25 protein-coding genes are annotated in these 26771 nt (G+C 64.7%); 14 read left to right on the top strand and 11 right to left on the bottom strand.

Features of this window, described 5'->3' with window-relative positions; translation table 11 throughout:
* Nucleotides 1-10 precede the first annotated feature (10 nt).
* Nucleotides 11-253 carry a hypothetical protein gene (locus tag NJ69_RS02510; RefSeq protein ID WP_039575985.1) on the top strand — a complete coding sequence of 81 codons (243 nt, stop codon included), beginning with the start codon at nucleotides 11-13 and terminating at the stop codon, nucleotides 251-253.
* A gap of 28 nt (nucleotides 254-281) precedes the next feature.
* On the opposite strand, the gene pdxH is transcribed toward NJ69_RS02510, so the two are convergent.
* The 5 genes from pdxH to dinG all read right to left on the bottom strand — a co-directional run bounded on the left by pdxH (nucleotide 282) and on the right by dinG (nucleotide 7771).
* On the bottom strand, nucleotides 282-929 hold the full coding sequence (gene pdxH / locus NJ69_RS02505; protein WP_039575984.1) for a pyridoxamine 5'-phosphate oxidase: 648 nt from the start codon (nucleotides 927-929) through the stop codon (nucleotides 282-284).
* 19 nt (nucleotides 930-948) lie between these two features.
* Nucleotides 949-1944 (bottom strand): OmpA family protein, encoded by a 996-nt coding sequence (locus NJ69_RS02500; protein WP_039575983.1) that lies wholly within the window; start codon nucleotides 1942-1944, stop codon nucleotides 949-951.
* 98 nt (nucleotides 1945-2042) lie between these two features.
* Nucleotides 2043-3188 (bottom strand): EstA family serine hydrolase, encoded by a 1146-nt coding sequence (locus tag NJ69_RS02495; RefSeq protein ID WP_039575982.1) that lies wholly within the window; start codon nucleotides 3186-3188, stop codon nucleotides 2043-2045.
* Between the two features lie 119 nt (nucleotides 3189-3307).
* A complete protein-coding gene (locus NJ69_RS02490) occupies nucleotides 3308-5545 on the bottom strand; it encodes a beta-galactosidase (RefSeq protein WP_039575981.1) in 2238 nt (745 codons plus the stop codon).
* Between the two features lie 81 nt (nucleotides 5546-5626).
* A complete protein-coding gene (gene dinG / locus NJ69_RS02485; RefSeq protein ID WP_039575980.1) occupies nucleotides 5627-7771 on the bottom strand; it encodes an ATP-dependent DNA helicase DinG in 2145 nt (714 codons plus the stop codon).
* A gap of 98 nt (nucleotides 7772-7869) precedes the next feature.
* Between dinG and NJ69_RS02480 the strand changes: the two genes are divergently transcribed.
* Nucleotides 7870-8334 (top strand): CopD family protein, encoded by a 465-nt coding sequence (locus NJ69_RS02480; protein WP_039575979.1) that lies wholly within the window; start codon nucleotides 7870-7872, stop codon nucleotides 8332-8334.
* A gap of 39 nt (nucleotides 8335-8373) precedes the next feature.
* On the opposite strand, the gene NJ69_RS02475 is transcribed toward NJ69_RS02480, so the two are convergent.
* From NJ69_RS02475 to NJ69_RS02465, 3 genes are all read right to left on the bottom strand, one after another.
* The gene (locus tag NJ69_RS02475; protein WP_039575977.1) at nucleotides 8374-9135 is read right to left on the bottom strand and encodes a hypothetical protein; all 762 of its coding nucleotides are present in this window, start codon (nucleotides 9133-9135) and stop codon (nucleotides 8374-8376) included.
* Nucleotides 9128-9403 carry a DUF1145 domain-containing protein gene (locus NJ69_RS02470; protein WP_029613218.1) on the bottom strand — a complete coding sequence of 92 codons (276 nt, stop codon included), beginning with the start codon at nucleotides 9401-9403 and terminating at the stop codon, nucleotides 9128-9130. Before NJ69_RS02470 ends, NJ69_RS02475 begins: the two co-directional genes overlap by 8 nt.
* A gap of 153 nt (nucleotides 9404-9556) precedes the next feature.
* Nucleotides 9557-10261: an OmpA family protein gene (locus tag NJ69_RS02465; protein WP_029613219.1), complete on the bottom strand. Its 705-nt coding sequence runs from the start codon at nucleotides 10259-10261 to the stop codon at nucleotides 9557-9559.
* 160 nt (nucleotides 10262-10421) lie between these two features.
* Between NJ69_RS02465 and NJ69_RS02460 the strand changes: the two genes are divergently transcribed.
* From NJ69_RS02460 to pdeM, 10 genes are all read left to right on the top strand, one after another.
* On the top strand, nucleotides 10422-10916 hold the full coding sequence (locus NJ69_RS02460; protein ID WP_039575975.1) for a DUF6231 family protein: 495 nt from the start codon (nucleotides 10422-10424) through the stop codon (nucleotides 10914-10916).
* A 4-nt stretch (nucleotides 10917-10920) separates the two neighbouring features.
* Nucleotides 10921-11397, top strand: a complete 477-nt coding sequence (locus NJ69_RS02455) for a YchJ family protein (RefSeq protein ID WP_029613221.1) — start codon at nucleotides 10921-10923, stop codon at nucleotides 11395-11397.
* 2 nt (nucleotides 11398-11399) lie between these two features.
* Nucleotides 11400-11876 (top strand): LEA type 2 family protein, encoded by a 477-nt coding sequence (locus NJ69_RS02450; RefSeq protein ID WP_039575973.1) that lies wholly within the window; start codon nucleotides 11400-11402, stop codon nucleotides 11874-11876.
* Between the two features lie 6 nt (nucleotides 11877-11882).
* Nucleotides 11883-12080: an SEC-C metal-binding domain-containing protein gene (locus NJ69_RS02445; protein WP_029613223.1), complete on the top strand. Its 198-nt coding sequence runs from the start codon at nucleotides 11883-11885 to the stop codon at nucleotides 12078-12080.
* Nucleotides 12081-12252: 172 nt separating this feature from the next.
* On the top strand, nucleotides 12253-14688 hold the full coding sequence (locus NJ69_RS02440; RefSeq protein ID WP_039575972.1) for a penicillin acylase family protein: 2436 nt from the start codon (nucleotides 12253-12255) through the stop codon (nucleotides 14686-14688).
* A gap of 108 nt (nucleotides 14689-14796) precedes the next feature.
* Nucleotides 14797-15813 carry a ligase-associated DNA damage response exonuclease gene (locus tag NJ69_RS02435; RefSeq protein WP_039575969.1) on the top strand — a complete coding sequence of 339 codons (1017 nt, stop codon included), beginning with the start codon at nucleotides 14797-14799 and terminating at the stop codon, nucleotides 15811-15813.
* Nucleotides 15810-17474, top strand: coding sequence for an ATP-dependent DNA ligase (locus tag NJ69_RS02430; RefSeq protein ID WP_039575967.1), 1665 nt, complete (start codon nucleotides 15810-15812; stop codon nucleotides 17472-17474). The genes NJ69_RS02435 and NJ69_RS02430 overlap by 4 nt, the downstream gene beginning before the upstream one ends.
* A gap of 103 nt (nucleotides 17475-17577) precedes the next feature.
* The gene (locus NJ69_RS02425) at nucleotides 17578-18693 is read left to right on the top strand and encodes a succinylglutamate desuccinylase/aspartoacylase family protein (protein WP_039575964.1); all 1116 of its coding nucleotides are present in this window, start codon (nucleotides 17578-17580) and stop codon (nucleotides 18691-18693) included.
* A 68-nt stretch (nucleotides 18694-18761) separates the two neighbouring features.
* Nucleotides 18762-21212 carry a ligase-associated DNA damage response DEXH box helicase gene (locus NJ69_RS02420; RefSeq protein ID WP_039575962.1) on the top strand — a complete coding sequence of 817 codons (2451 nt, stop codon included), beginning with the start codon at nucleotides 18762-18764 and terminating at the stop codon, nucleotides 21210-21212.
* A gap of 35 nt (nucleotides 21213-21247) precedes the next feature.
* Nucleotides 21248-21904, top strand: a complete 657-nt coding sequence (gene pdeM, locus NJ69_RS02415; protein WP_029613225.1) for a ligase-associated DNA damage response endonuclease PdeM — start codon at nucleotides 21248-21250, stop codon at nucleotides 21902-21904.
* On the opposite strand, the gene NJ69_RS02410 is transcribed toward pdeM, so the two are convergent.
* On the bottom strand, nucleotides 21905-22108 hold the full coding sequence (locus NJ69_RS02410; RefSeq protein ID WP_029613226.1) for a hypothetical protein: 204 nt from the start codon (nucleotides 22106-22108) through the stop codon (nucleotides 21905-21907).
* Nucleotides 22109-22203: 95 nt separating this feature from the next.
* A complete protein-coding gene (gene dcd, locus NJ69_RS02405) occupies nucleotides 22204-22770 on the bottom strand; it encodes a dCTP deaminase (RefSeq protein ID WP_029613227.1) in 567 nt (188 codons plus the stop codon).
* Nucleotides 22771-23093: 323 nt separating this feature from the next.
* Here dcd and NJ69_RS02400 point away from each other — a divergent pair, with 323 nt between their 5' ends.
* Nucleotides 23094-23303 (top strand): cold-shock protein, encoded by a 210-nt coding sequence (locus NJ69_RS02400; protein WP_016488765.1) that lies wholly within the window; start codon nucleotides 23094-23096, stop codon nucleotides 23301-23303.
* A gap of 120 nt (nucleotides 23304-23423) precedes the next feature.
* On the opposite strand, the gene apbC is transcribed toward NJ69_RS02400, so the two are convergent.
* Entirely contained in the window at nucleotides 23424-24518 is a 1095-nt protein-coding gene (gene apbC / locus NJ69_RS02395; protein WP_039575957.1) for an iron-sulfur cluster carrier protein ApbC, read from the bottom strand.
* A gap of 159 nt (nucleotides 24519-24677) precedes the next feature.
* Between apbC and metG the strand changes: the two genes are divergently transcribed.
* Nucleotides 24678-26717 carry a methionine--tRNA ligase gene (gene metG, locus NJ69_RS02390; RefSeq protein WP_039575955.1) on the top strand — a complete coding sequence of 680 codons (2040 nt, stop codon included), beginning with the start codon at nucleotides 24678-24680 and terminating at the stop codon, nucleotides 26715-26717.
* The last annotated feature ends 54 nt before the right edge of the window (nucleotides 26718-26771 follow it).

Raw genomic sequence — 26771 nt, 5'->3', positions numbered from 1 at the left:
AATGATAGCCATGGATTACTTCATCGTCGCGGTGACCACCGCCGCCGGCCTGTACTTTCACGGCTGGCTATACCTGCGTATGCGGCGCTGGATGGACCGTGACCTGGCGCTGTCACTGGCGGGCCAGGACGCCGCAAAAGTTGCCTATGTGCTGCAACGATTGGCACAGGCGCGAGAACAGAAGATCGCTCGAGGGCAACTGGCGGACTGGTTGAAGCGTGAGGCCGATGCCTACGCGAAGGAAGCTGCGTGAAGACGAGGGCCTGAACGGCCCTCACCGATCAAGGCGCCAGACGCTCTCGCTGCCACACACCGTCGATCCAGCGGTAGTTCAAACGATCGTGCAAACGGCTCGAACGGCCTTGCCAGAATTCGATGCGCTCAGGCAGCAAACGATAGCCGCCCCAGTGTTCCGGACAGTGCGGCTGAGTGTCGGAGAACCGCGCTTCGGTAGCCTTGACCAAGCCTTCGAGCTCGGCACGGTCAGCGATCACCCGGCTTTGCGGCGACGCCCAGGCACCCAGGCGACTACCCAGAGGACGCACTTGGTAGTAATCGTCCGACTCCTTCGCCGAGACCTTTTCCACTCGCCCCTCGATGCGCACTTGACGCTCCAGCGCAGGCCAGAAAAAGGTCATGGCCGCAAAAGGATTGACCAGCAGTTGCTGGCCCTTGGCGCTCTCGTAGTTGGTGAAAAAAGTGAACCCGCGCTCATCGAGCCCTTTGAGCAGCAACACCCGGCAATGCGGGCGCCCCTGACCATCGACCGTGGCCAGCGTCATGGCGTTGGCCTCCACTGGCGGCTGCTCGGTCTTCACCGCATCGCCGAACCAGTGGTGGAACAAGGCGAAGGGCTCGGCCGGGGCCTGCTCTTCGGCCAGGCCATCACGGGTGTAGTCGCGCCGCATATCGGCCAGGGATTGGGTCATTGCTGCGTTTCCTTGACGATCAGTTGGTCTTCGCAGGGCTATTGGCGGCGACTTTCTTGTCCGTAGTAGTGGTCGCCTTTTTCGCGGCGGGTTTTGCAGCCGCCTTCTTAGCGGCGGGCTTGGCAGCAGCCTTGCTCGCAGTCTTCTTCGCAGCAGGCTTGGCGGCGGCCTTGGTCGCAGGTTTGGCGGCTGGCTTGGCCGCAGCGGCCTTGACTGGCGCTTTGGCGTCTTGCGCCGCAACCATTGCCGCCGGAGCAGCCATAGGCGCTGGGGCTGCCTGCTGATACTTGGCGAGCAGCGCCAGCATGGTGTTCTGCGGGGTCAGCAGCATCTCGACACGGCGGTTCAGCGCCCGGCCCTCGACACTGTCATTGGCTGCACGCGGCATGACCGCACCCATGCCCTTGAGGTTGAGGCGATCACGCTGCAGGCCGCTCAAACGGAAAATAGCCGATACCGAGGCCGCGCGCTCCAGGCTGAGTTTCTGGTTGGCGACGGCAACACCGCTGGTGTCGGCGTGGCCGAGCACCAGCACTGCGGTCTTGGGATCGCCTTCGACAATCTTGGCCACACGGGTGATAGGGCCGAGCGTGACGGGGAGCAGCATATTGGGTCGATCTGGGTTGTACGAACCGTCGACCGGCAGGATCACGACCAGTACATCTTCACGACGCTCCACCTCCAGCTTGCTGTCCTTGGCGGCTTCGCGCAGCTTGGGTTCGTACGCATCCAGCCAGGCCTGGGTGGCCTTCTGGTCGATCTTCGGTACGACTGGCGCTTCAGCCTGCTTCTCGCTCGAGCCAAACGGCCACCACCAGTGACTGCCGCCCTCGGACTTGGCGTCAGCTTTCGCAACCTTCTCGGTGACCGCCGCTTTCACTTCCTGGTCAGCGACCTTGTCCGAACCAAACGGCCACCAGCTCAGGGCCGCGCTCTTGGAGCCATCCGGGGTTTGGCTGGCGCAGCCGGTCATGGCCAGGCACAGGGCGAGTGCTAAGGTTTTGTGTGAAGACATCGGCGATACACCATGAATTAGAAGAAGATTTTGCCCACCCGTGGTGGCGTTGGCATTGAGGATAGTCAAAGGAATCGGGCATTACCCGCATTACCCGATCAAAGGCAATTGGACAGTACCCGCACCAGTTTCTGCGCCCGCGGATCCATCAGCACGTAAGGCCCGAGGGTGTTGGTGACAAAGCCGAACGCCACGTCGTACTCCGGGTCGGCAAAACCGACCGAACCACCTGCGCCGGGATGACCGAACGCCCGTGCGCCCAGCCCGAACGTGGCGTTGGCGACCTGGGGCTGGTCGAGCATGCAGCCCAGGCCGAAGCGGGTCTGGGTCAGCAGCGTCCGGTCCTGGCCAAGGCTGTGCTCGCGGGTCAACTCGTCGAGCAGCTCCGACTCCAGCAGACTGCCATCGAGCAGACCGGCGTAGAAACCAGCCAGGCTGCGCGCATTGCCGTGGCCATTGGCAGCCGGTTGCTGCATGCGGCGCCACTCGGGCTTGTTGGTGCTGGTGAGAATCGCCGGGGGATTGGTGAAAGCGCGGGTGGACAGCGCCTGCGGCTCACGCATCGTCACCTGCAGCAAGCGCTGGGCAGCGGCGTCCCCGGGGTTGCCCTTGCCGCGAGCGATATGCGCGACACGGTGGAATTCGGCATCGTCCAAGCCCACATGGAAATCCAGACCCAGAGGACGCGCTGTGCGGGCCACGATCGAATCGCCCGGGCCGCGACCGTCGGCGCGCCGGATCAGTTCGCCGATCAGCCAGCCGTAGGTGATGGCGGCATAGCCATGCTCAGTGCCCGGTGTCCACCAAGGCGCCTCGGCCGCCAGGGTATCGACCATGAACGACCAGTCGTAGAGCGCCTCGGCCGGCAGCAGATGACGGATGGCTGGCAGGCCGGCACGGTGACTGAGCAGATGGCGCAGCGTGATGCCTTCCTTGCCAGCCTGGGCAAACTCGGGCCAGTAACGGGCCACAGGGGCATCCAGTGCCAGCTTGCCCTCGCCGACCAACTGCAGCGCGGTTACTGCGGTGAAGGTCTTGGTACAGGAAAACAGGTTAGCAAGGGTGTCACTGTGCCAAGCCTGCTGCCCGTCCTTGTCGGCTGTGCCCGCCCACAGGTCGATGACGGTCTCTCCGCCCACCTGAATGCACAGCGCCGCACCACGCTCCTGGGAATCCTCGAACAAGGCGGCAAAGGCGTCGCGCACTGCCTCGAACTTCAGCTCAAAGTGACCCTGAATGTGCACCCGCCCGCTCTCCGTACCACTTGCCAGTCAAAGGCGGGCATTGTTTCAGTAGTTGGCGGTTTTGCCTACTGAATGTGGCCGGAAGGTTGTCGGAAAAAGCCCAAGTTCCCCAACGACGCTCAGCGCGTCTTGGACTCCAGCATTCGACGCACCTCCTCGAGGGTTTCCCGATTGCTCTTGCGCACCGCTTCGACGAAGCCCGGATAGGCGACATCGGTGATGGCCACCAGCCCGAGATGGCCGTTCTCACCATCGAGCAGCCGACCACTGGCGGGCTGATCCAGGTACTGGAACCAATGCGCCCCGACGATCATTGGCTGGGCCAGCGCGGCCTTGAGGAAATTGCTGTAGGCCGGACCTCGATCCTCTTCCCGCGCCACTTCCAGCGGCCCAGGCCAGAACGGACCACGGTCGCGCGAGCCGAACTGGAACTCCGAGACCAGTACCGGCTTGTCCAACTCGGCCAGACGCGCGAAGTCATAGCCGTCCTGGGGCTTGAGGGTATAGAAGTTGAAACTGATGACATCGCAGAATTCGGCGCATGCCTCGACCGCTTCCGGTGTGCTGATCGCATAGCGCCCACCCAGCAGCAGGTGATTGGGCGCATGCCACTTCAGGGCATCGGAGATGGTCTTGAAGTAGGTCTGGGCGAACACCTGCTGGAAGTACTGATAGTCACGCTCGATCTCCGGATGCTCGGCATTGGGCAACGGCGCCTCGAAGCCTGGGTCTTCCATCAGTTCCCAGGCCTTGAGCTCGATGCCCCAGGCTTTCGACAGACCCTCCTGGTTGCGGTACTTGTCGCGCAACTGCTTGAGGAACGCGCGCTTGGCGGGCACATCGGTGGTCAGCCGAAGCGTACCGAAGGCCAAGCCATAACGCGCCTTGGGATCGTCGCCAGGCGCGGCCCAGGCCAGCTCGTTGTCGGCGAAATAGCCGATCAGCCAAGGATCGTCGCGGTGGTCGCGGGTCGCGATGGCCACCGCCCGCTCGGTGGCCATGGCAAAGCGCGGGTCGAACGGATCGGGCATGCGGCCCCACCAGTCCATGCCCGTACTAATGCTGGCGTAGTCACCGACAATCGACAGTGGCAGGGTGTAAGGCACCCTCTGCGCCTCACCCAACGCTGGATCGCTCCAGTTACCCAAGGTATTGAAACCCCAGGCCAGCAACCGGTCGAGGCTATGGGTTTGCCAGCGCGTCGCATCGAGAGTCGCAGTCGCACAGTCGGCGGGCCCTTGACTCTCGGCGACCGGCGTGCAGGGCTTGGCGTAGGTGCGCTGCAGGTTGGCCGCGTAGAAGTCGAACCAGCGGCCTTGCTTGAAGCCGCGCCCCTGGGAAGACGCGTTGCCATCGTCATTGTTGCCTTCACCATAGAATGCCGAGAGTGCCTCGCCCTGCGCCGGCAGGCCCTTGAACATCGTTTCCCGTCCAGCGACGTAGGTGCGCCCACCGTCCGCAGACACGGCATTGACGCCCAGGGAATAGAACGCATGGCCTTGCGGCGTGACCAGATACCAGCGCCCATCGCGCTTTTCGGTTCTGAAGAAGCCTTGGGCCTCGAAGGCCGGACCGGCGATCACGCCGCCATAAAGGTCGAGCGACTGTTGCTCGCGCTCGCCCAGCCAACGTTTGAGTTGCTGCTGTTCGCGGACATCGGCTGCCTTGAGTTGCTCGTCGCTGGCGATCTTTTCTGGCCAGCGACTGCGAGTGGACTGACCATAGGCATCGATCAACTCGCTGTAGGCCGCACGCACTGCGCGGTCGTCGCTCTCCAGGCCGAGCTTTTCCACCAGCAGGTTCTGCGCGACCTTGGGCTGGGGAATGCTCAAGCTGACCGACGCCACCTGTTTGAGGTCCAGCTCGCCGCTGCTACTGGTCAACAGCAGACGTTGGCCGTCGTAACTCCAGGGCATCGGCGGACCGGCGCGCATGCCCTGGCTGAGCGGCGAACTGGCCTTGAGCGGCACCATCACCGTTTGCGCCGGGCCTGCCGGCAGATCGATACGGCTGACCAGGCTGCGGCCGTCACCGCCCGTGACCGTCACATCCACGGTCAGCGCCCAGTCCTGGGCACTCTGCAGGCGCAGCGTCAGGAACTGCCCAGCCGACCAGTCCCACACGCCAGTCTGGGGACTCAGGCGCAGGGTAGGATGCGCCACCGGGTTGAACACCACGCGTCGAAGCACCTCGCCCTCGGCCGTCTGTTCCGCATTGTATTGCGGCATGCCGGTATCTTCGGTGGTGACCGTCACCATCGAGGTCGGACGCACGAAGCTGAACAGCGTCTGCTGCTCAGCCAGCACGCCAGTGCTGCACAACAGGGTAAGGACAACGGGCAGGGTGCGGCGGATCATGTGGACGGGGCTCTCCTTCAAGGCCCTCATGGGCCCGTATCGAGTCATGGACAACAGGCCGGAGCATCGTGCTCCAGCCGTTTACTGAATCTCCCGCCGGAAGGGCGGTAGTGCATTGAGGATAGCCTTGCCGTAGCGCTGGGTGACCAAACGCCGGTCGAGCAAGGTGATGACGCCGCGGTCCTGCTCGGTACGCAGCAGGCGACCGCACGCCTGGATCAGGCGCAGCGAGGCATCGGGCACGGCAATTTCCATGAACGGATTGCCGCCACGGGCCTCGATCCATTCGGCGAGCGCGGCTTCAACCGGGTCGTCGGGCACCGCAAATGGGATCTTGGCGATGACCACGTGCTCGCAGTAGGCACCTGGCAGGTCGACCCCTTCGGCAAAGCTGGCGAGGCCGAACAGGACACTGTGCTGGCCGTCGTCGACCCGCGCCTTGTGCTTGTTCAGGGTTTCCTGCTTGGACAGGTTGCCCTGGATCAGCACCAGCTTGCGCCAGTCGCGGTCCAGGCCGTCGAACACATCCTGCATCTGCTTGCGCGACGAGAACAGCACCAGCGCACCGCGCGCGTCTTCGACGATCGCCGGCAGTTCGCGGATGATGGCTGCGGTATGCCCGGCGGCATCGCGCGGGTCGGCGCCCAGGTCCGGTACGCGCAGCAGACCGGCATCGCCGTGCACGAAGGGACTGGGCACCACGCAGGTGACGGCATCGCGGGGCAGCCCCGAGCGCATGCGGAACCGGTCGAACTTGCCGAGCGCCGTCAACGTCGCCGAGGTGACCAAGGCACCGTAGGCGACATGCCAGAGATTGCGCCGCAGCATCTCGGCGGCCAGGATCGGGCTGGCATTGACTTCGATGTCGAACAGCGCGCCGCTTTCGGCGAGGGTCAACCAGCGCGCCATGGGCGGACTGTCCTGCGGATCTTCGGCAGTGAACGCCGTCCACAGCTCCCAATTACCCTGGGCGCGGGTCACCAGGCTGCCGAACAGCGGGTACCACTCTTCGGCCTGGTGACTGGCGATGCCGATGTTGACCTCGCCATCCATGCCTTCCTTGAGCAGGTCGGCCAAGCGGGTGAACAGGTCATTGAGCCGGGTGAAGCCTTTCTTCAGCTCGATGCCCACCTCGCGGATCTGCTCGGGCACCACGCCACCCTCGAAGCGATAGCGCGGTCGGTCACGGCCCTCCATGTCTTCGCCCACGCGGAAGTCGGCTACCTGTTCGCACAGGGTGAACATGAACTGCTGCTGGGTGCGGATTTCCCGCGCCAACTCCGGCACCTGCTCGATCAGCCGGCCAAGGTCGCCTGGCAGCGGGTGCTGGGCCAACAGCTTGGCCAGGTTCTTGGCGGTCTGCTCCAGCCAGTCGGCGGTGGAGCGCAGACGCGAATAGTGGGCGAAATGGCCGATAGCCTTGTCCGGCAGGTGGTGGCCTTCGTCGAACACGTACATCGTGTCGCGTGGGTCGGGCAGCACTGCACCGCCACCGAGCGCCAGGTCGGCAAGAACCATGTCATGGTTGGTGACGATGACGTCGACCTTACCCATGCCTTCGCGGGCTTTATAGAAGACACACTGCTGAAAATTCGGGCAATGCCGGCCAGTGCACTGGCTGTGGTCGGTGGTCAGGCGCGCCCAGTCCTGGTCCTCGAGGGTTTCGGGCCAACTGTCGCGGTCGCCATCCCAGCGGTTGCCGGCAAGCTTCTCGATCATGCTGTTGAACAGCTTCTGGCTGCGCTCATCCACCTCGATGTGGAAACCTTCCTCTTCGAACAACTGAGCGGTGGCCGACTGCGCGTGGCCTTCCTGCAGCAGCACGTCGAGTTTGGACAGGCACAGGTAGCGGCCCCGCCCTTTGGCCAGCGCGAAGCTGAAATTCAGGCCGCTGTTGCGCATCAGGTCGGGAAGGTCCTTGAAGACGATCTGCTCCTGCAAGGCGACGGTGGCGGTGGCAATCACCAGACGCTTGCCCGCAGCCTTGGCAGCGGGGATCGCGGCGAGGCTGTAGGCGACCGTCTTGCCGGTACCGGTGCCGGCCTCGACCGCCACCACGGCGGGTTCACCAGATCGACGACCTTCCTCGTCACAAGCGATATCGCCGAGCACCTTGGCCACTTCGGCGATCATCAGGCGCTGGCCGTAGCGAGGCTTGAGGCTTTTGGCTTCGAGAAAACGCGAGTAGGCGCCCTGGATGGTGGCTTTTAGTTCATTGCTGATCATGGTCTGGGCGCGCCCGACGGGCTGGATATATTTTCAGTGTTTTGCATGGGGCGGCTATCATACCCCGTCATTGCCCTCGATGCCCCATGGAGATCCGGATGCTTGCCTTTGCCCTGCCCTACACACTGCACGTTCTGGCCGCGTTGGTCTGGGTCGGCGGCATGTTCTTCGCCTGGCTGATACTGCGCCCGGCGGCAGTCGTAGCGCTGGAAGGGCCAGCGCGCCTGCGGCTGTGGCTGGAAGTTTTCCGACGTTTCTTCGGATGGGTCTGGCTGGCCGTGGCGGTGCTGGCGATCAGTGGTATCGGCATGTTGCACCTGCGCTTCGGCGGCTTCGATGCCGCGCCACGCCACGTTCAGGTGATGATCGGCGGCGGCATCGCGATGTTCGCGTTGTTCATGCGCGTGCAGGCGCTGCTGCTCCCGGAGTTGCGCACCGCCGTGCAAGCCGAGGACTGGGCCTCGGGTGCTGCGGTGCTGGGCAGGATCCGACGGATGGTCGGCATCAACCTGCTGCTGGGCGTCGCCGTGGTGGCCGTCGCCAGTTCGCGCCTTCCCCTCTGACAGATCGAGCAGGGCTGCAGTGCAGCCCTGAGCACCGAACTAACGGATCGTTTGCAGAATCAACTCCCCCGCTGCCCCGGCCAGCCCGGGCTGTCCTGGCAAGCCCGCTCGCCCCGCGCTGCCCGCTGCGGTGCGATACACCAGACAGCCTTTGCTGGCCCCGCCCTGCCCCGCTTTGCCCGCCGCGCCGGGTTGACCCGGAGCGCCGCCTTCGACACGGACCTGAATGCGCTCCACCGGGAAATCACCGGGGACGGCCAGACGCACCCGTCCGCCCGCAGCGCCATCGTGGCCGTCACCGCCATTGTCGCCATTCGCGCCGCGGCTGGCAGTGCCCCAGGTGCAGCCTCCGGCGCTGCCAGTACCGCCGTCGAGACCGGCAAAGCCAGGCGCTCCGGCCCCACCCCTGGCATCGATCATCAGTTGCTCGGCCTCCAGTGTCTGCAAGCGCAGGTCCAGGTCACGCCCTGGGCGTGCAGGGCGCTGATAGGTTCCGGCAGCGCCGGGCGCGCTGATCTCGCTACCAGGACCGAGCACCGCGGTACCGGCCTCGATGCTCAACGCGCTCGGCGCCGGCGCGATGGCGATACGTGCCTCGCGGCCCATGACCAAGTGGTCGATCTTCAGCGCGGTCAGCGTGGCCGGCAGCAGCAGCGTCGCCGAGTCGGCCACCTCGACACGCTCCAGGTGCACGCTGGACGACTTGTTCGGCAACCGCAGCATGGAATGGGCACCCACCTGAAGGCTTTCGGCCTGCGCCAGCGGAGCGGCCAACGCGGCCAACAACATCAACTTACGCATGGCGCGGAGCCTCCAGCGGACGGGGAATGGACATGACGTGAAAGATGCCGGTCAACAGGATTTGCAGGCGATCGAACCAGCGGTGACTGCGCCCGCGAAGACTGGCATTGAACATCAGCACCTCAAGCAGGTGCAGGGCCAGCAAGAACGCACCGGCTGCATTGATCAACAGATTCAATGGCAATGGCTGCGGCAGGGTCAGATTGACCAGCACCACCCACCAGAACACCACCGTCAGGGCCTTGCCCAGACCCAAGATGAATTTCATACCTCGCCCCCGACTGTCTTGTTGTTGGCTTGCGGCCCGTTCGAGCGGACGCTGCGGCCAACAGTAACGCCGTGCCGGGCCGTGCGCCAGGGGCCGGCGACACGGCTTCGCAGCACAAGCCCACGCCCCGACCGGCGACGTGGACGCGGCCCATCAACGCTGGATCTTGATCTCGGTGCGACGGTTCAGGGCGCGGCCCTCGGCCGTGGCGTTGTCGGCCACTGGCTGACGCTCGCCCGCGCCGACCACCGACACGAAGCGGTCACGCGGTATACCGCTGCCGATCAGGTAGTCGGTCACCGAATGGGCACGACGCTCGGAAAGTTTCTGATTGTAGCCATCGGCGCCGACACTGTCGGTGTACCCGGTGACGCTCAGGCGGGCGCTGGGCGCCTCTTGCTTCAAGCGGGTGGCTACGCTGTTCAGGCGCTCTTTGTCGGTGGCGGTGAGCCGCGCCGAGTCGAACTCGAAGTGCACGTCGCGGATGACGATGACCTCTTCCCTCTCGACCACCACCACCTCCTCGACCACCCGCTCCTCGACCACCGGCTGCAGTGGACAACCGTTGGCGTCGACCTGGACCCCACGCGGCGTACCGGGGCACTTGTCGCGGCTGTCCGGCACGCCATCGCCGTCTTCGTCACCGTCGCCATGGGACCAGCAGTAACCGGCTGCCAGGCCACCGCCGAGCAAGGCGCCCCAGCCAGCCCAGCTCGAACTTTCGATGGCGCCCAGGGCCGCGCCCCCTACACCACCGACCGCTGCGCATTTCGGCCAGTCGGTTTTCTGCAGGCCTGCACACCCGGTCAACACACCGGTGATCAGAACCAGGGGTATCGCAGTGCGTACTATGCTCATTTTTGTCGTCTCTCCTGAGGGAATCGGTGCACGACCGATGCTCAGGGAGTAAAGACCGCCCGTGCCCGCTCTGCCAGCAATGGGCCATGACTGCACCACAACCCGCTTTGCCCGCAAAGCCAGGCCCGCTAGTCTAGAGCGACCTGAACGAGGATTGGCAATGACCGACGGTTTTTCCCAGCGCACTCCGCAACAGGCCCTGGCGGCCCTGCTCGAGCGCTTCGCACCCGCCCGCCTGCTGCTGGTGGGCTCGCGTTTCCCGGCCCTGGACGCCTTTGCCGCCGCACACCCGGCGACCCAGGTGCAGGTAGCCGCGCCGGGGCCGCTGCCCGCCGACTTGGCCGCGCAGCGTTTCGACCTGGCCGTGCTGGTGGACTGCCTGGAGCACCTGCCCAAGCGCAGCGGCCTGGAACTGTTGGGCGGCATCCGCAATCTCAACGCCAGCAAGGTGGCCGTGTTGGCCGACCTGGCCGCCTGCGGCTGGCACGACACCGACTTCTTCGCCCTGGCGATGTCGGCGAGCGAAAAGTTTCGCCGCCAGGAGCAGGTGCTGAGCCTGTTCACCTATGATCTGCATGACTACAAGCAGGTGCCGGACTGGCTCAATGCCAAGTTCTGGGCCAATCCGCAAAACTTCGGCAAGTACTGGTGGTGACTTCATGAGCGTTACGGTCTGTCCCTGCGGCAGCGGCAATCTTCTCGACGCCTGCTGTGGGCGCTTCCATGCAGGCACGCCGGCAGCCGATGCCCAGGCCTTGATGCGCTCGCGCTACAGCGCCTATGTACTGGGCCTGGTGGACTACCTGGTGGCAACCACGCTGCCCGCCCAGCAAGCCGATCTGGACCGCGCCGCCATGGCCACCTGGAGCGCCCAGAGCACCTGGCTGGGCCTGGACGTCGAAAGCAGCGAAGTGCTCGGCGGACAGCCTGAGCATGCATTCGTCACCTTCACCGCGCGCTGGCACGATCAACAAGGCGACCACCAGCACCGCGAACGCTCGGCCTTCGTGCAGCATGGCGGGCACTGGTATTTCATCGACCCCACCGTGGCACTGCGCGCCGGGCGCAACGATCCCTGCCCCTGCGCCAGCGGGCAGAAGTTCAAGAAATGCTGCGCCAGCTACGTCGGCCACTGACCATGAACTTCATCGGGCGGCTCTGCCTGCTAACTGTCACCTTCCTCTGGCTGGGCGGTTGCGCGGGCTGGGACGCCAGCGAGCGGGCCCGGCCCGAGGTTCATTTACTGCGCGTGGAAACGGTCAAGGCGCGCCTGCACCAGCAGCAATTCGTCCTGCATGTGCGTGTCGACAACCCGACCGACAGTCGTCTGTTCATCCGCACCATTGCCTATACGGTACGCCTGGGCGACCTGCTGCTGGTGCAGGACGAGGCCAGCCTGTGGCGCAGCGTCGGCGCCCACTCGCGGCGGACCTTCAAGATCGATGTGCGCACCAACCTCTGGCAGCACCTCAAACCGCTGGCCAAGCTGCTCAGAAGTGGCAAACCCTTGAACTACAGTTTGCAGGCCGAGCTTGCCACCGGGCTGATCGTGCACAGGGACCTGCACTTGTCGCGCAGTGGTGAGATAATCCGCGGCGATCTCAAACCGGAGTAACCCGCAATGACCCAACAACCCCATGTCCATGGCCCCGACTGCGACCACGGTCACGACCACCACCACGACCACGGCCATGTGCACGGCCCGCACTGCAACCACGGCCATCAGGAGCCGGTGCGCAATGCGCTGAAAGACGTCGGCCGCAACGACCCGTGCCCCTGCGGCAGCGAAAAGAAATTCAAGAAGTGCCACGGCGCTTGAATTAGCCGCGAGCGGCAAGCTTGGAGTGCGGGCATGCCGAGGCGCCGCCCCTCGAAGTCGCTCGCGATGCGTGGGCTCACGCGCCTTTACTTGCACCTTGCCGCTTGCAACTTACCGCTTGAAACTTACCCGCTTGAAACTAGCCGACTTCCCCTCTTCAGGAGCCTTTGCAATGGCTGCCCCCGTGTTTCCTCCTTTGCGTTTCCGGTTCGGCCCTGGCGCCGTGCTGCTCGGCCTGCTCGGGCTTGCCGGCTGTCAGGTGGGCGGCCATCAGGACAGTGTGCCGCCGAGCACCGGCGTGCAGCCGCTCAAAGGACTGGCGCAGAACGTCTCGGTACGGCGTAACGCCATGGGCGCGCCGCTGATCGAGAGCAGCAGCTTTCACGATGCACTGTTCAGTCTGGGCTATGTGCATGCTGGCGACCGCATCGAACAGATGATCGCCATGCGCTTGCTGGCCCAGGGGCGCCTGTCCGAAATCGCCGGGGCCGAGGCGCTCGATATCGACCGGCTGATGCGCGCGGCCAATCTCAAGCAAAGCGCCGCCCAGCAATATGCCGATGCCTCACCGCGGCTCAAGCGCTTCTTCGAAGTCTACGCCCGAGGCGTCAACGCCTACCTGTTCCGCTACCGCGACAAACTGCCCAGCGACCTGGCCAGCAGCGGCTATCGCCCTGAGTACTGGAAAGCCGAGGACTCGGCGCTGATTTTCAGTCTGTATGCCTTCAGCCAGTCGGTGAACCTGCAGGAAGAGCTGTCCGCGCTCACCCTGGCGCAGAAAGTCGGCAGCGACAAACTCGCCTGGCTGCTGCCCAGCGCCCCTGACGAGGCCTTGGCCAATGGCGAGGCCGACAAGCTCAAGGGCATCGATCTGACGCGCATCCCCGGCCTGGGCGACGTCACTGCGGCCAGCCAGAAGCTCACCGAGCTGGGCCTGCTGGGCAGCGCCGGCTCGTCCAACCTCGCGCTGGGTCCGCTGCGCAGCCGCAGCGGCAAGAGCCTGCTGGCCAGCGACAGCCGCGCCGCCTGGGCCTTGAGCCCGGTGCAGATCCACACCAGCAAGTACCAGGTCGCCGGTCTGTCGCTGCCCGGTTTGCCCATCGTGCTGGCCGGCTACAACGGCAAGTTGGCGTGGAGCGCCAGCGCGGTCATGGCCGATAACCAGGACCTGTTCCTCGAACAACTGCGCCGCCAGGGCAACCAGCTCACCTACTTGGCCGACGGCAAGTGGCAGGCTGCGCGTGGGCGCAACGAGACCTTCTTCGTGCGCGGTCAGCGACCCGTGCGCGAAGTGCTGTACGACACCCGCCACGGCACCCTGCTCGGCCAGCCCGGCAACGGCTACGGCCTTGCCCTGCACTTGCCGCAGCTCAAGGACGACCGTAGCCTGGACGCGCTGTTCGACCTGACCCGCGCCAGCACGCTGGAACGCGCCTTCGACAGCACCCGCGAAATCGGCGCCGCGGCCTTGAACTTCGTCTTCGCCGAACCCGAGCATATCGGTTGGCAGGTCAGCGGGCGCTACCCGAACCGTCATGAAGGCCAGGGCCTGCTGCCCTCCCCTGGCTGGGACGGGCGTTATGACTGGGACGGTTTCGCCGACGCCATGCTTCACCCCTACGACCAGGATCCGCCCAGTGGCTGGATCGGCCACGCCAACCAGCGCAGCCTGCCCAAAGGCTATGGCATGCAGCTGTCGAGTACCTGGTATTACCCCGAACGCGCCGAGCGTCTGGGCCAACTGGCGGGCAACGGTCGCCACGACAGCCGCAGCCTGATGGCCCTGCAGAACGACCAGGTGACGCTGCTCGCCGACAAGCTCAAGCGCATGTTCGACGCGCCCGGCATGGCCCAGCCGCTCAAGCAGGCCATCGACGCGTTGCCTGCCGCACAGCGCGACAAGGCCCGCGAAACCCTGGCCAGGCTGAAAGCCTTCGACGGTCGCCTCAGTCCGGTCTCGGCCGACGCCGCGCTCTATGAACTGTTCCTGCAGACCGTCGTGCGCCAGACCTTCCTCGACGACCTCGGCCCTGAGTCCAGTGCCGCCTGGCAAGCCTTCGTGAGCAATGCCGAGCTGTCTTATTCGGCCCAGGCCGATCACCTGCTCGGCCGTGAAGACAGCCCGTTCTGGGACGACCGCAGCACGCCGCAGAAGGAAGACAAACCGACCATTCTCGCCCGTAGCCTCGCGGCGGCCATGGACGAAGGCATCGCCAGATTCGGCGCCGACCGCAAGGCCTGGCAATGGGGCAAGCTGCACCAATACCACTGGCCTGCGCCGAACGTACATGGCCTGGGCGACGCCCTGAACCAGGCACCGATGGCGGCCGGTGGCGACTTCAGCACCCTGGCCCTGACGCCCTACGCCTGGGGCCGTGACTTCGAGACCAGGTTGCCGGCCTCGGCGCGGATGATCGTCGACTTCGGCCAGGCCGAACCGCTGCAAGTGCTGACCAGCAGCGGTCAGTCCGGCAACGCTGCCAGCGCCCACTACGCCGACGGCCTGGACGCCTGGTTCAAGGGCCGTTTCACTACCCTGCCGCTGCAGCCGCAGAACTTCGCCCGCGCCTACGGCAGCCAGCGCCTGACCCTCACCCCGGGCAAGTAGCCCTATTGCCGAGCGGCCCGCCAGGGTCGCTCGGCGTGCTTCGATCCAGCCGAACTTCCACGCCGACGTCGCGCTCCTAAGCAATAACCCCAGCCAGCGCGAATGCCCATGGATCTCGTGATCGCCCGTCCCGAAGGCCTGTATTGTCCACCCGGAGATTTCTACATCGATCCATGGCGGCCAGTGGAGCGCGCGGTGATCACCCACGGCCACGGCGACCATGCCCGCACCGGCAACGGACACTACCTGTGTGCAGCCCCCGGCGCCGGCATTCTGCGCAGCCGACTGGGCCAGGACATCGACCTGCAGACCCTGCCGTACGGCGAGCGTCTGGTGCACCACGGCGTGACCTTGAGCTTCCATCCTGCCGGGCATGTCCTCGGCTCGGCGCAGGTACGGCTGGAGTACGAGGGCGAGGTGTGGGTGGCGTCGGGCGACTACAAGGTCGAGCCCGACGGCACCTGCGCGCCGTTCGAGCCGGTGCGTTGTCACACCTTCATCACCGAATCCACCTTCGGTCTGCCGATCTATCGCTGGCCCTCCCAGGCCGAGGTGTTCGCCGACATCAACGCCTGGTGGCGCAGCAACCGCGACCAGGGCAAGGCCAGCGTGCTGTTCTGCTATGCCTTCGGCAAGGCCCAGCGCATCCTCCATGGGCTGGACGCCAGCCTCGGGCCGATTCTGGTGCATGGCGCCGTGGAGCCGCTGAACCGGGTCTACCGCGAAGCCGGTATCGCGCTTCCGGAAACCCGCTATGCCGGTGATATCCCGCGCAATGATCCGCTGATGCGCCAGGCCTTGGTGCTGGCACCACCATCGGCCGGCGGCAGCAGTTGGATGCGGCGTTTCGGCGACTACAGCGACGCCTTCGCCAGCGGCTGGATGTTGTTGCGCGGAACCCGTCGGCGGCGTGGCGTGGACCGCGGCTTCGTGCTCTCCGACCATGCCGACTGGCCCGGCCTGCTATGGGCCATCGGCCAAACCGGTGCCGAGCGGGTGATGGTCACCCACGGCTCGGTCGGCGTGCTGGTGCGCTACCTGTGCGAACAGGGCCTGGACGCCCGCGCCTTCGTCACCGAATACGGCGATGAGGATGACGCCCCCGCTGCGGAGCCTGCACCATGAAGGATTTCGCCGAGCTCTACCTGCGTCTGGACGCAACCACTTCGAGCAATGCCAAGCTACAGGCCCTGCGCGACTACTTCGCCGAGGCTCCGGCCGCCGACGCGGCCTGGGCGGTCTATTTCCTGGCCGGCGGTCGCCCACGGCAACTGGTGCCCACCCGCTTGCTCCGCGAGTTGGCCACGGCCATGGCGGGCTTGCCGGACTGGTTGTTCGAGGAGAGCTACCAGTCGGTCGGCGACCTGGCCGAAACCATTTCACTGCTGCTGCCACAGCACGATCACGACAGCGATGAAGGACTGGCGCAGTGGGTCGAGCAGCACCTGCTGCCCCTGCGTGGGCAACCCGCCGAGGTGATTGGCGAACGGTTACCGCAACTGTGGCTGCGTCTGGACCGTCCCAGCCTCATGCTGTGCCTGAAGTTGATCACCGGCAGTTTCCGAGTCGGGGTGTCGAAACTGCTGGTCACTCGCGCACTGGCCCAATTGTGCGACCTGGACCCCAAGCGTGTGGCGCAACGGTTGGTCGGCTACACCGACCTCAGCCATCGACCGACGCCCGACAGCTACCTGAAACTGATTGCCCCGGAATCGGACGACGAACACGCCCAACGCGGCGGACAGCCCTACCCATTCTTCCTGGCCCATGCCCTGCAAGCGCCGGTGGAAGACTTCGCCACGTTGATCGGCCCGGTCGAAGACTGGCAAGTGGAATGGAAGTGGGACGGTATCCGTGCCCAGGTGGTCAAGCGCGAGGGCCAATTGTGGATCTGGTCGCGCGGCGAAGAATTGGTCACGGAGCGTTTTCCCGAACTGCACAGCCTGGCCGAAACCCTGCCGGACGGCGTGGTACTCGATGGCGAAATCCTGGTGTGGAAGCCTGGCACCACGCAAGACGCGCCCGCGGTGCAGCCTTTTGCCTTGTTGCAGCAGCGCCTGGGTCGCAAGATCCTCGGCAAGAAGCTGCTCGCCGATGCGCCGGTGGTGCTGCAGGCCTACGACCTGCTCGAGTATCAGGGAGAAGACTGGCGCAGCCGCCCGCAGCACGAGCGGCGCAGTGGGCTGGAACGTCTGCTGAACGAACACCCGCTGGCGCCGGTACTGCTGTCCCCTCTGCTGCAGGCAGACGACTGGGCGGGCCTGGCCGAACAGCGCGAGCAATCGCGCAGCCTTGGCGTCGAAGGGTTGATGCTCAAGCGGCGCGATGCACTGTATGGCGTCGGTCGCACCAAGGATCTGGGCGTGTGGTGGAAGTGGAAGATCGACCCCTTCAGCGTCGATGCAGTGCTGATCTATGCCCAGCGCGGCCATGGCCGCCGCGCCAGCCTTTACAGCGACTACACCTTCGCCGTCTGGGATGCCCCTGCCGGTGCTCCACAACGCACCCTGGTGCCCTTCGCCAAGGCCTATTCGGGGCTCAGCGACGAAGAAATGCGCAAGGTCGATGCGATCATCCGCAAGACCACCGTGGAGACTTTCGGCCCGGTGCGCAGCGTCAAGCCGACCCTGGTGTTCGAGCTCGGTTTCGAGGGCATCGCCCTGTCCAAACGTCACAAGAGCGGGATCGCCGTGCGCTTTCCACGGATGCTCCGCTGGCGCCTGGACAAGCCCGTGGAAGAGGCCGACGACTTGGCCACCTTGCAGAGTCTGCTCGGTCCGACCTGACGCGTTTGCCGGTGTGCGGTGCTCACGTGCATAGGCACGCAGGCTCAGTTTGTGCTTCTATTTCCAGTCGCCACGATCAACGCCCGCGCAGCCCAGGACTCCCATGCATCACTTGACCCACGACTTGCTCTCTCCGGTTCCCGGTGTCACCCGTCAGTTGCACAGCTTCCACTTCGGCCCGCGAGGCCAAGGCAAAGTCTATATCCAGGCCTCGCTACACGCCGATGAGTTGCCCGGCATGCTGGTCGCCTGGCACCTGAAGCAGCGTCTGCGGGACTTGCACCAGCAGGGCCTGCTACAGCGCGAGGTGGTGCTGGTGCCCGTGGCCAACCCGGTGGGTCTGGAGCAGGTGCTGCTGGATGCGCCGCTGGGACGTTTCGAATTGCACAGTGGCGAGAACTTCAACCGCAAATTCGTCGATCTGTCGGACAGCATCGGCGATCAGATCGAACCACGGCTGAGCGGCGATCCTGAACATAACCTCGCCTTGATCCGCAAATACCTGCGTCGCGGGCTGGAGGCCCACCCGGCGGTGACGCCGCTGCAGGCCCAGCGCCTGACCTTGCAGCGCCTGGCCTGCGACGCTGAGCTGGTGCTCGACCTGCACTGCGACTTCGAGGCCGTCGAACACCTCTACACCACTCCCGAAGCCTGGCCGCAGGTCGAGCCGCTGGCGCGCTATCTCGGCGCCCAGGCCAGCCTGCTGGCCACCGACTCGGGCGGGCAGTCGTTCGACGAATGCTTCAGCCTGGTCTGGTGGCAACTTCAGCAGCGTTTCGCCAAGCGCTTCCCGATTCCCCTGGGCTGCGTGGCGGTCACCGTCGAGCTGCGCGGCCAGGCCGACGTCAACCATGAACTGGCCCGCCAGGATTGCCAGGCGATCCTCGATTTCCTCGTGCACCGGGGCGTGATCGCGGGCCAGGCGAGCCCCCTGCCCCCGCTTCGGTATCCTGCCACGCCGCTGGCAGCGGTCGAGCCGCTGGCGGCGCCACGTGGTGGCCTGTTGGTGTTCCACGCCAAGCCAGGACAGTACCTGGAGCCGGGACAGCAGGTCGCTGAGATCATCGACCCGCTCAACGACCAGGTGACCCCAGTGAGCACTGCACACGGCGGCCTGCTCTATGCACGCAGCGTGCGCCGCATGGCGACGACCGGTATGGTCATCGCCCATGTCGCGGGCGAGCAGGTGTGCCGTAGCGGCTATCTACTGGCCAACTGACGCGAATCAAACCAAAGCGCACACTGGCGGGTCTGTAGAAGCACAGCCTTCGACGAGACCGGCCACTGATGCCCACCTCACCCGACCTCGCCAACGCCTGGTTCAGCAGCCGACGCTGGAAGCCCTTCGCCTTCCAGCGCACCGTGTGGGCAGCGATTGAGCGCGGCGAATCGGGCCTGCTGCATGCCAGTACCGGCAGCGGCAAGACCTACGCCGTCTGGTTGGGTGCCCTGCGAGCCTTCGCCCGTCCTGTGAGTGGACGTCATCCGGCGCCGCTGCAGGTGTTATGGATCACGCCCATGCGTGCGCTGGCCAGTGATACCGCCCGCGCCTTGCAGGCACCGGTCGATGAGTTGGCGCTGCCTTGGAGCATCGGCGTGCGCAGCGGTGACACGTCCAGCGCCGAGCGCGCACGGCAGACTCGACGCCTGCCCAGTGCGCTGGTGACCACCCCGGAAAGCCTGACCTTGCTGCTCACCCGTGAACACGCCGAGCGCGACTTTGCCGAACTGCGCATGATCGTGGTGGATGAGTGGCATGAACTGCTGGGCAACAAGCGTGGCGTGCAGTTGCAACTGGCCCTGGCTCGCCTGCGGCGCTGGCAGCCACAGTTGGTGGTCTGGGGCCTGTCGGCCACTTTGGGCAACCTGCCGCACGCGCTGGAGGTGCTGCTGCCTGGCGGCGGACGTCTGGTGCAAGGGCGCCAGGACAAACGCATCCAGGTCGATACCTTGCTGCCGGACGAAATCGAGCGATTCCCTTGGGCTGGGCACATGGGGTTGAAGATGCTGACCAAGGTCAGCGCCGAGCTCGAGGCCAGCGCCAGCAGCCTGGTGTTCACCAATACCCGCGCCCAGGCCGAATTGTGGTACCAGGCGCTGCTCGATGCCCGCCCCGACTGGGCAGGCCTGATCGCGCTGCACCACGCGTCGCTGGCCCGGCACACCCGCGACTGGGTGGAGCGCAGCCTCAAGCAGGGGACGCTGAAAGCGGTGATCTGCACCTCGAGCCTGGACTTGGGGGTGGATTTCCTGCCAGTCGAACGGGTGCTGCAGATCGGTTCGGCCAAAGGCATCGCGCGCCTGCTGCAGCGTGCCGGGCGGTCGGGACACGCGCCAGGCAGGACGTCCCGCATCACCTTGGTACCGACCCACAGCCTGGAACTGGTGGAGGCCGCCGCGGCTCGACAGGCCTTGGCGGCCGGGCACATCGAGGCGCGTCGCTCGCCGCGGCTGAGTATGGACGTGCTGGTCCAGCACGTGGTCAGCATGGCGCTGGGCAGCGGGTTCCGGCCTGAGCAGTTACTCGAAGAGGTGCGCAGCACCTGGGCCTTTCAGGACTTGCAGGACGCCCAGTGGCAGTGGGCACTGGCCTTCGTGCGCCATGGCGGCAGCTCGCTGACGGCCTACCCGGATTACCAACGCGTCGAAGCTCACCCCGATGGCCTCTGGCGCGTGGCCAGCGAGCGTCTGGCACGCCGCCATCGCTTAGGCATCGGCACCATCGTCAGCGATGCCAGCCTGCAACTGAAATACTGGAGCAAAGGCGGAGGCGGCAAGTCGCTGGGCAGCGTCGAAGAATCGTTCATCGCCCGTCTCAAGCCTGGCGATACCCTGCTGTTCGGCGGGCGCATCCTGGAGCTGGTACGGGTGGAAAACATGACCGCCTACGTGCGTCGCAGCACGGCGCGCAAAGCGGCGGTGGCACGCTGGAATGGGGGGCGCATGCCGCTGTCCAGCGAGCTGGCCGATGCCCTGGTCGAGCGCCTGGATGCCGCGGCCCATGGCCATTACGAGGGCCCGGAAATGCGCGCGGTGCGTCCCCTGCTGGCGCTTCAGGCCAGTTGGTCGGCGCTGCCCACGCAACGCACCTTGCTCGCCGAGACGCTGCATACGCGCCAGGGCTGGCACTTGTTCGTCTATCCCTTCGCCGGGCGCATGGCCAACCTGGGACTGGCCAATCTGCTCGCTTGGCGGGTCAGCCGGCAGCAGCCGCTGTCGGTCTCGATCGCCGTCAACGACTATGGCTTCGAATTGCTGGCCGCCAGCGCGGTGGACTGGGCAGCGTATCTGCCCGCCGCGCTGACGGTCGATGATCTGCTCGAGGATGTGCTTGCCAGCTTGAATGCGGGGGAGATGGCGCTGCGGCGTTTTCGAGAAATCGCCCAGATCGCCGGCCTGGTCTTTGGCGGCTACCCGGCAGCGCAGAAAAGTACCCGTCAGATCCAAGCGTCCAGCGGTCTGTTCTACGAAGTGTTCCGCAAGCATGATGCGGATAACCTGCTGCTGGGCCAGGCGCGTGATGAGGTGCTGATGGAAGAACTGGAAATCGAGCGGCTGAGTCACCAATTGCAGAAACTGGCAGGCCTGAGCCTGGACCTGCATGCATTGCAACGGCCCAGCCCACTGGCTTTCGCACTGCTGATCGAAGGGATGCGCGAGACCCTGAGCACCGAAAAGCTCGCCGATCGTATCGCGCGGATGGTGGCCGACCTGGAGAAGGCGGCGAGCCGACCGTGAATCACCCACACCCTGTCGAGGAGGCCTCGCTGGACGTGCAACATCTGGTCATTGAGCACTGCGGCGAAACCCTCTGGCTATTACCGGACAAGGCGCTTTACTGGCCGGCGCAACGGGCGCTGCTGGTGGCCGATGTGCACATCGGCAAGGCGGCCAGCTACCGTGCCCTCCACCAGCCAGTGCCCCGAGGCACCACCAGCGCGACGCTGGAGCGCCTGGACCGGCTACTGGAACATTACGATTGCCAACAATTGATCGTACTGGGCGACTTTCTCCATGCGCGCAGCGCCCGGGCACCGGCCACGCTCGCCAGGCTGGCGCTGTGGCGCGACAGGCATCCGCAATTGAAGATGATTCTGGTGCGGGGTAACCATGATCGCCATGCAGGCGACCCGCCGCACACGCTGGGGATCGAGGTGGTGGAGGAACCTTGGGTGATGGGCGGTATTGCGTTGGCACACGAGCCCAAAGCCCACGCCACGCTGCCAGTGATCGCCGGACACGTTCACCCGGCCTGCGTGCTCAAAGGTCGCGGTAGGCAACGGCTGAGGCTGCCGTGTTTCGTCTTTGACAACACTGTCAGCCTGCTACCAGCCTTCGGCGAGTTCACCGGAGGCTGGACTGTGGACCCTTCTCCAGGCACCCGCCTGTTCGTGGCGGGTGGGGATCGTGTATGGGCACTACCCAGGTGATCAGGCCATCGGGGTAGGCGGTGGCTGGTCCGGTATGGTGGGTTCGCCGGGCTCCGTGGGCGCTGGGTCGGGATCGGGCTGGTGTGGTACACCGCCGGCATGCAAGTGCACCGGAGGGTGTGCAAGGAGGCTCCACGCCAGCATGCCGATCTGGTTCGGCTGCAGGCCAGCCAGTTTGGCACTGATTGCAGGGTCGAGTTTCATGGGCTGCTCCAGACAAGGCCGGCGCGCGTTATGCACGCCGGGGAGTTACCTCGTAGGAGTGTCAAAAGGGAAACTAATTCCCCCGGTTCGTCGGTTCACGTGCGCGGCAGGGTCACGCCACGTTGGCCCTGGTACTTGCCGCCACGGTCGCGGTACGACACTTCGCAGGCCTCATCGGACTGCAGGAACAGCATTTGCGCCACGCCTTCGTTGGCGTAGATCTTCGCCGGCAGGGTCGTGGTGTTGGAGAACTCGAGGGTCACGTGACCTTCCCACTCAGGCTCCAGCGGCGTGACGTTGACGATGATCCCGCAGCGGGCGTAAGTGCTCTTGCCCAGGCAGATGGTCAGCACGTCACGGGGAATGCGGAAATACTCGACGGTGCGCGCCAGGGCGAAGGAGTTCGGCGGAATGATGCAGACATCGCTCTTGATGTCGACGAAGCTGCCTTCGTCGAAATTCTTCGGATCGACGGTCGCCGAGTTGATGTTGGTGAAGACCTTGAACTCGTCGGCGCAGCGCACATCGTAGCCGTAGCTGGACACCCCGAAGGAAATCACCCGGCTGTCCTGTTCGCCGCGCACCTGGCGTTCGACGAAGGGTTCGATCATGCCGTGTTCCTGCGCCATGCGGCGAATCCACTTGTCCGATTTGATGCTCATGGCGGGTTGTCCTGAAAGGTCGAGATTGAAAACGAGATGTGCATCTTACCGGTCCTGGCCGACACGATAAAGTTTCCTGCCCTATCCCGCGCCCGGCACGGGCTCGCGCTTCGCCGAGACGAATTTCATCAAAGCCGCTGTTGGCCATTGGCAGGTTGCGGAAAGTGGGGTAAGGTGACGCCACTGTGCTGCACGTGACACCGAGAATCTGTTAGATGCACGATCCTGATCGGCCCATCGCTGAATTTTCCGCTCTCTTTGCACTCAGTCCCGGCCAGGGCGTTTCCTGAGCCGAAATCTACTTTGTCCAAGGAGACAGACACATGTCCAACCGCCAATCCGGTACCGTCAAGTGGTTCAACGATGAGAAGGGCTACGGCTTCATCACTCCTCAGTCGGGTGACGACCTGTTCGTACACTTCAAAGCCATCCAGGCTGACGGCTTCAAAACCCTGAAAGAAGGCCAGGCTGTTACCTTCGTCGCTACCCGCGGCCAGAAAGGTATGCAGGCTGAAGAAGTTCAAATCGCCTAAGTCGATTTAGCTTCCTCGCTTTCAAAAGAACCCGCCTTATGGCGGGTTTTTTTATGGCTGCGAATGGGTCAGCGCTGGATGCATCGCGGGCAAGCCCGCAATGCAATCCTAAATGCCGGATCAGTCCTCGCTGATGGTAATGCTCGGCATCGCCGGTGCTGCGGCCTCTTGCAGCACGATGCGCGCACCGACCTGACGCGCCAGTTCCTGATAGATCATGGCGATCTGGCTATCCGGCTCGGCGATAGCTGTAGGCTTGCCACTGTCAGCCTGCTCACGGATGACCATGGACAGCGGCAGCGACGCCAGCAACTCGACCCCGTACTGGCTCGCCAGCTTCTCTCCACCGCCCTCGCCGAACAGGTGCTCGGCATGGCCGCAATTCGAGCAAATGTGCACCGCCATGTTCTCCACCACACCCAGCACCGGGATGTTGACCTTGCGGAACATCTCGACGCCCTTCTTGGCATCGAGCAACGCCAAGTCCTGAGGCGTGGTCACTACCACGGAACCGACCACCGGCACTTTCTGCGCCAGGGTCAACTGGATGTCGCCAGTGCCCGGCGGCATGTCGATCACCAGATAGTCGAGATCGTCCCAGGCGGTCTGGGTCACTAGTTGCTGCAAGGCGCCGGAGACCATCGGTCCGCGCCAGACCATCGGCGTGTTGTCGTCAGTGAGGAACGCCATGGACATCACCTCGACACCATGGGCCTTGATCGGCACGAACCACTTCTGATCACGGATCTGCGGGCGCGTACCCTCCGGGATGCCGAACATCACGCCCTGGCTCGGCCCATAGATATCGGCATCGAGGATGCCCACTCGCGCCCCCTCGCGCGCCAAGGCCAGGGCGAGGTTGGCGGCAGTGGTCGACTTGCCCACGCCACCCTTGCCCGAGGCCACCGCGATGACGTTCTTCACATTGGCCAGCGCCGGCACCTGGGCTTGAGCCTTGTGCGCAACGATTTGCGTGTCGATGCGCACCTGCGCCGACGTCACGCCGTCGAGGTTCTCGATGGCCGTCTGCAGCACCTGAGCCCAGCCATTGGTGAACAGGCCGGCGGCGTAACCCAATTGCAAGCGCACACTGACCTGACCGTCTTGAACGTCGATGGCGCGCACGCAGCCGGCGCTGACCGGATCCTGGTTCAGGTACGGGTCGGTGTACTGGCGAAGCACGCCTTCGATGGCGGCGGGTGTGACGGCACTCATGGAGACTCCCGTGGCATTTTTCGGAAAAGTGGAACAGGCGCCTATGCTAACCCGCAAGCGCGCACAGATGCGTCTGCGGGGTGAAATATCTGCGCCAGCCCTTTATAGTGGCCGATCATCCTCATTTTTACCCGTCGCCAGATAAGTAGCCGAGCCACCATGTCCGAGCCACGTCAGATTCTCGTCACCAGCGCCCTGCCCTATGCCAATGGATCGATTCACCTTGGCCACATGCTGGAATACATCCAGACGGACATGTGGGTACGCTTCCAGAAGCTGCGCGGCAATCAGTGCATCTATGTCTGCGCCGACGATGCCCACGGCTCGGCGATCATGCTGCGCGCGGAGAAGGAAGGCATCACCCCCGAGCAGTTGATCGCCAACGTGCAGGCCGAGCACAGCAGCGACTTCGCAGACTTCCTGGTCGACTTCGACAACTTCCACTCCACCCACAGCGAAGAAAACCGTGAGCTGTCGAGCCTGATCTACACCCGCCTGCGCGAAGCCGGGCACATCGCCAATCGGTCGGTGACCCAGTACTTCGATCCGGAAAAGGGTATGTTCCTGGCCGATCGTTTCATCAAGGGCACCTGCCCGAAGTGCGCCGCCGAGGACCAGTACGGTGACAACTGCGAAAAATGCGGTGCCACCTACGCGCCAACCGAACTGAAGAACCCCAAGTCGGCCATCTCCGGCGCCACCCCAGTACTGCGTGACTCCCAGCATTTCTTCTTCAAGCTGCCAGATTTCCAGGCCATGCTGCAGCAGTGGACCCGCAGCGGCACCCTGCAGGAAGCCGTGGCCAACAAGCTGGCCGAGTGGTTGGACGCCGGCCTGCAGGAGTGGGACATCTCCCGTGACGCCCCCTACTTCGGCTTCGAGATTCCGGGTGAGCCCGGCAAGTACTTCTATGTCTGGCTGGACGCCCCGATCGGCTACATGGCCAGTTTCAAGAACCTGTGCGCTCGCCGTCCGGAGCTGGACTTCGACGCGTTCTGGAACGAAGGCTCGCAAGCCGAGCTGTACCACTTCATCGGCAAGGACATCGTCAACTTCCACGCGCTGTTCTGGCCCGCGATGCTCGAAGGCGCTGGCTTGCGCAAGCCGACCGCAGTGAACGTGCACGGCTACCTCACCGTCAACGGCGCGAAGATGTCCAAATCCCGCGGCACCTTCATCAAGGCCCGCACCTACCTGGATCACCTGCAGCCCGAATACCTGCGTTACTACTACGCGGCCAAGCTCGGACGCGGTGTAGACGACCTCGACCTGAACCTCGACGACTTCGTGCAGAAGGTCAACTCGGACCTGGTCGGCAAAGTGGTGAACATCGCCAGCCGCTGCGCAGGCTTCATCCATAAGGGCAACCAGGGCGTGATGGTCGCTGGCGACGCGGCACCGGAGCTCACCGAGGCGTTCCTCGCCGCCGCCCCGTCGATCGCCGACGCCTATGAAGCCCGCGACTTCGGCCGCGCCATGCGCGAGATCATGGCCCTGGCCGATCGTGCCAATGCGTGGATCGCCGATAAAGCTCCTTGGTCCCTGGCCAAGCAGGAAGGCAAGCAGGACGAGGTCCAGGCCATCTGTGCCCAGGGCATCAACCTGTTCAGGCAACTGGTGATCTTCCTCAAACCCGTGCTGCCGCTGCTGGCCGCCGATGCCGAGGCCTTCCTGAACGTCGCACCGCTGACGTGGAACGACCACCTGTCGCGCCTGGAAAGCCATACCCTGAACCCGTTCAAGGCGTTGATGAGCCGCATCGAGCCAGCCAAGGTCGAGGCCATGATCGCCGCCAGCAAGGAAGACTTGCTGAGCGCCGACGCTCAGGCACCGGCGGGCAATGGCGAATTGGGCAAAGATCCGCTGTCGGCTGAGATCGAGTTCGACACCTTCGCTGCCGTCGATCTGCGTGTCGCGTTGATCGTCAAAGCCGAGGCGGTGGCCGGAGCCGACAAGCTGCTGCAACTGACCCTGGACATTGGCGATGAACGGCGCAACGTGTTCTCCGGCATCAAGTCGGCCTATCCTGACCCTTCCAAGCTCGAAGGCCGATTGACGATGATGGTCGCCAACCTCAAGCCGCGCAAAATGCGCTTCGGCGTCTCCGAAGGCATGGTCATGGCGGCTGGCCCCGGCGGCGAGGAAATCTACCTGCTCAGCCCCGACAGCGGTGCCAAGCCAGGCCAACGCATCAAGTGAACCGGGCCCCGGCCTGGGGCGTCTTCCGACGCCCCAGGCTGCAGCGCTGACTCT

It is taken from the genome of Pseudomonas parafulva (assembly GCF_000800255.1).
Taxonomy (GTDB): Bacteria; Pseudomonadota; Gammaproteobacteria; order Pseudomonadales; family Pseudomonadaceae; genus Aquipseudomonas; species Aquipseudomonas boreofloridensis.
This window is presented reverse-complemented; position numbering and strand designations above follow the sequence as displayed.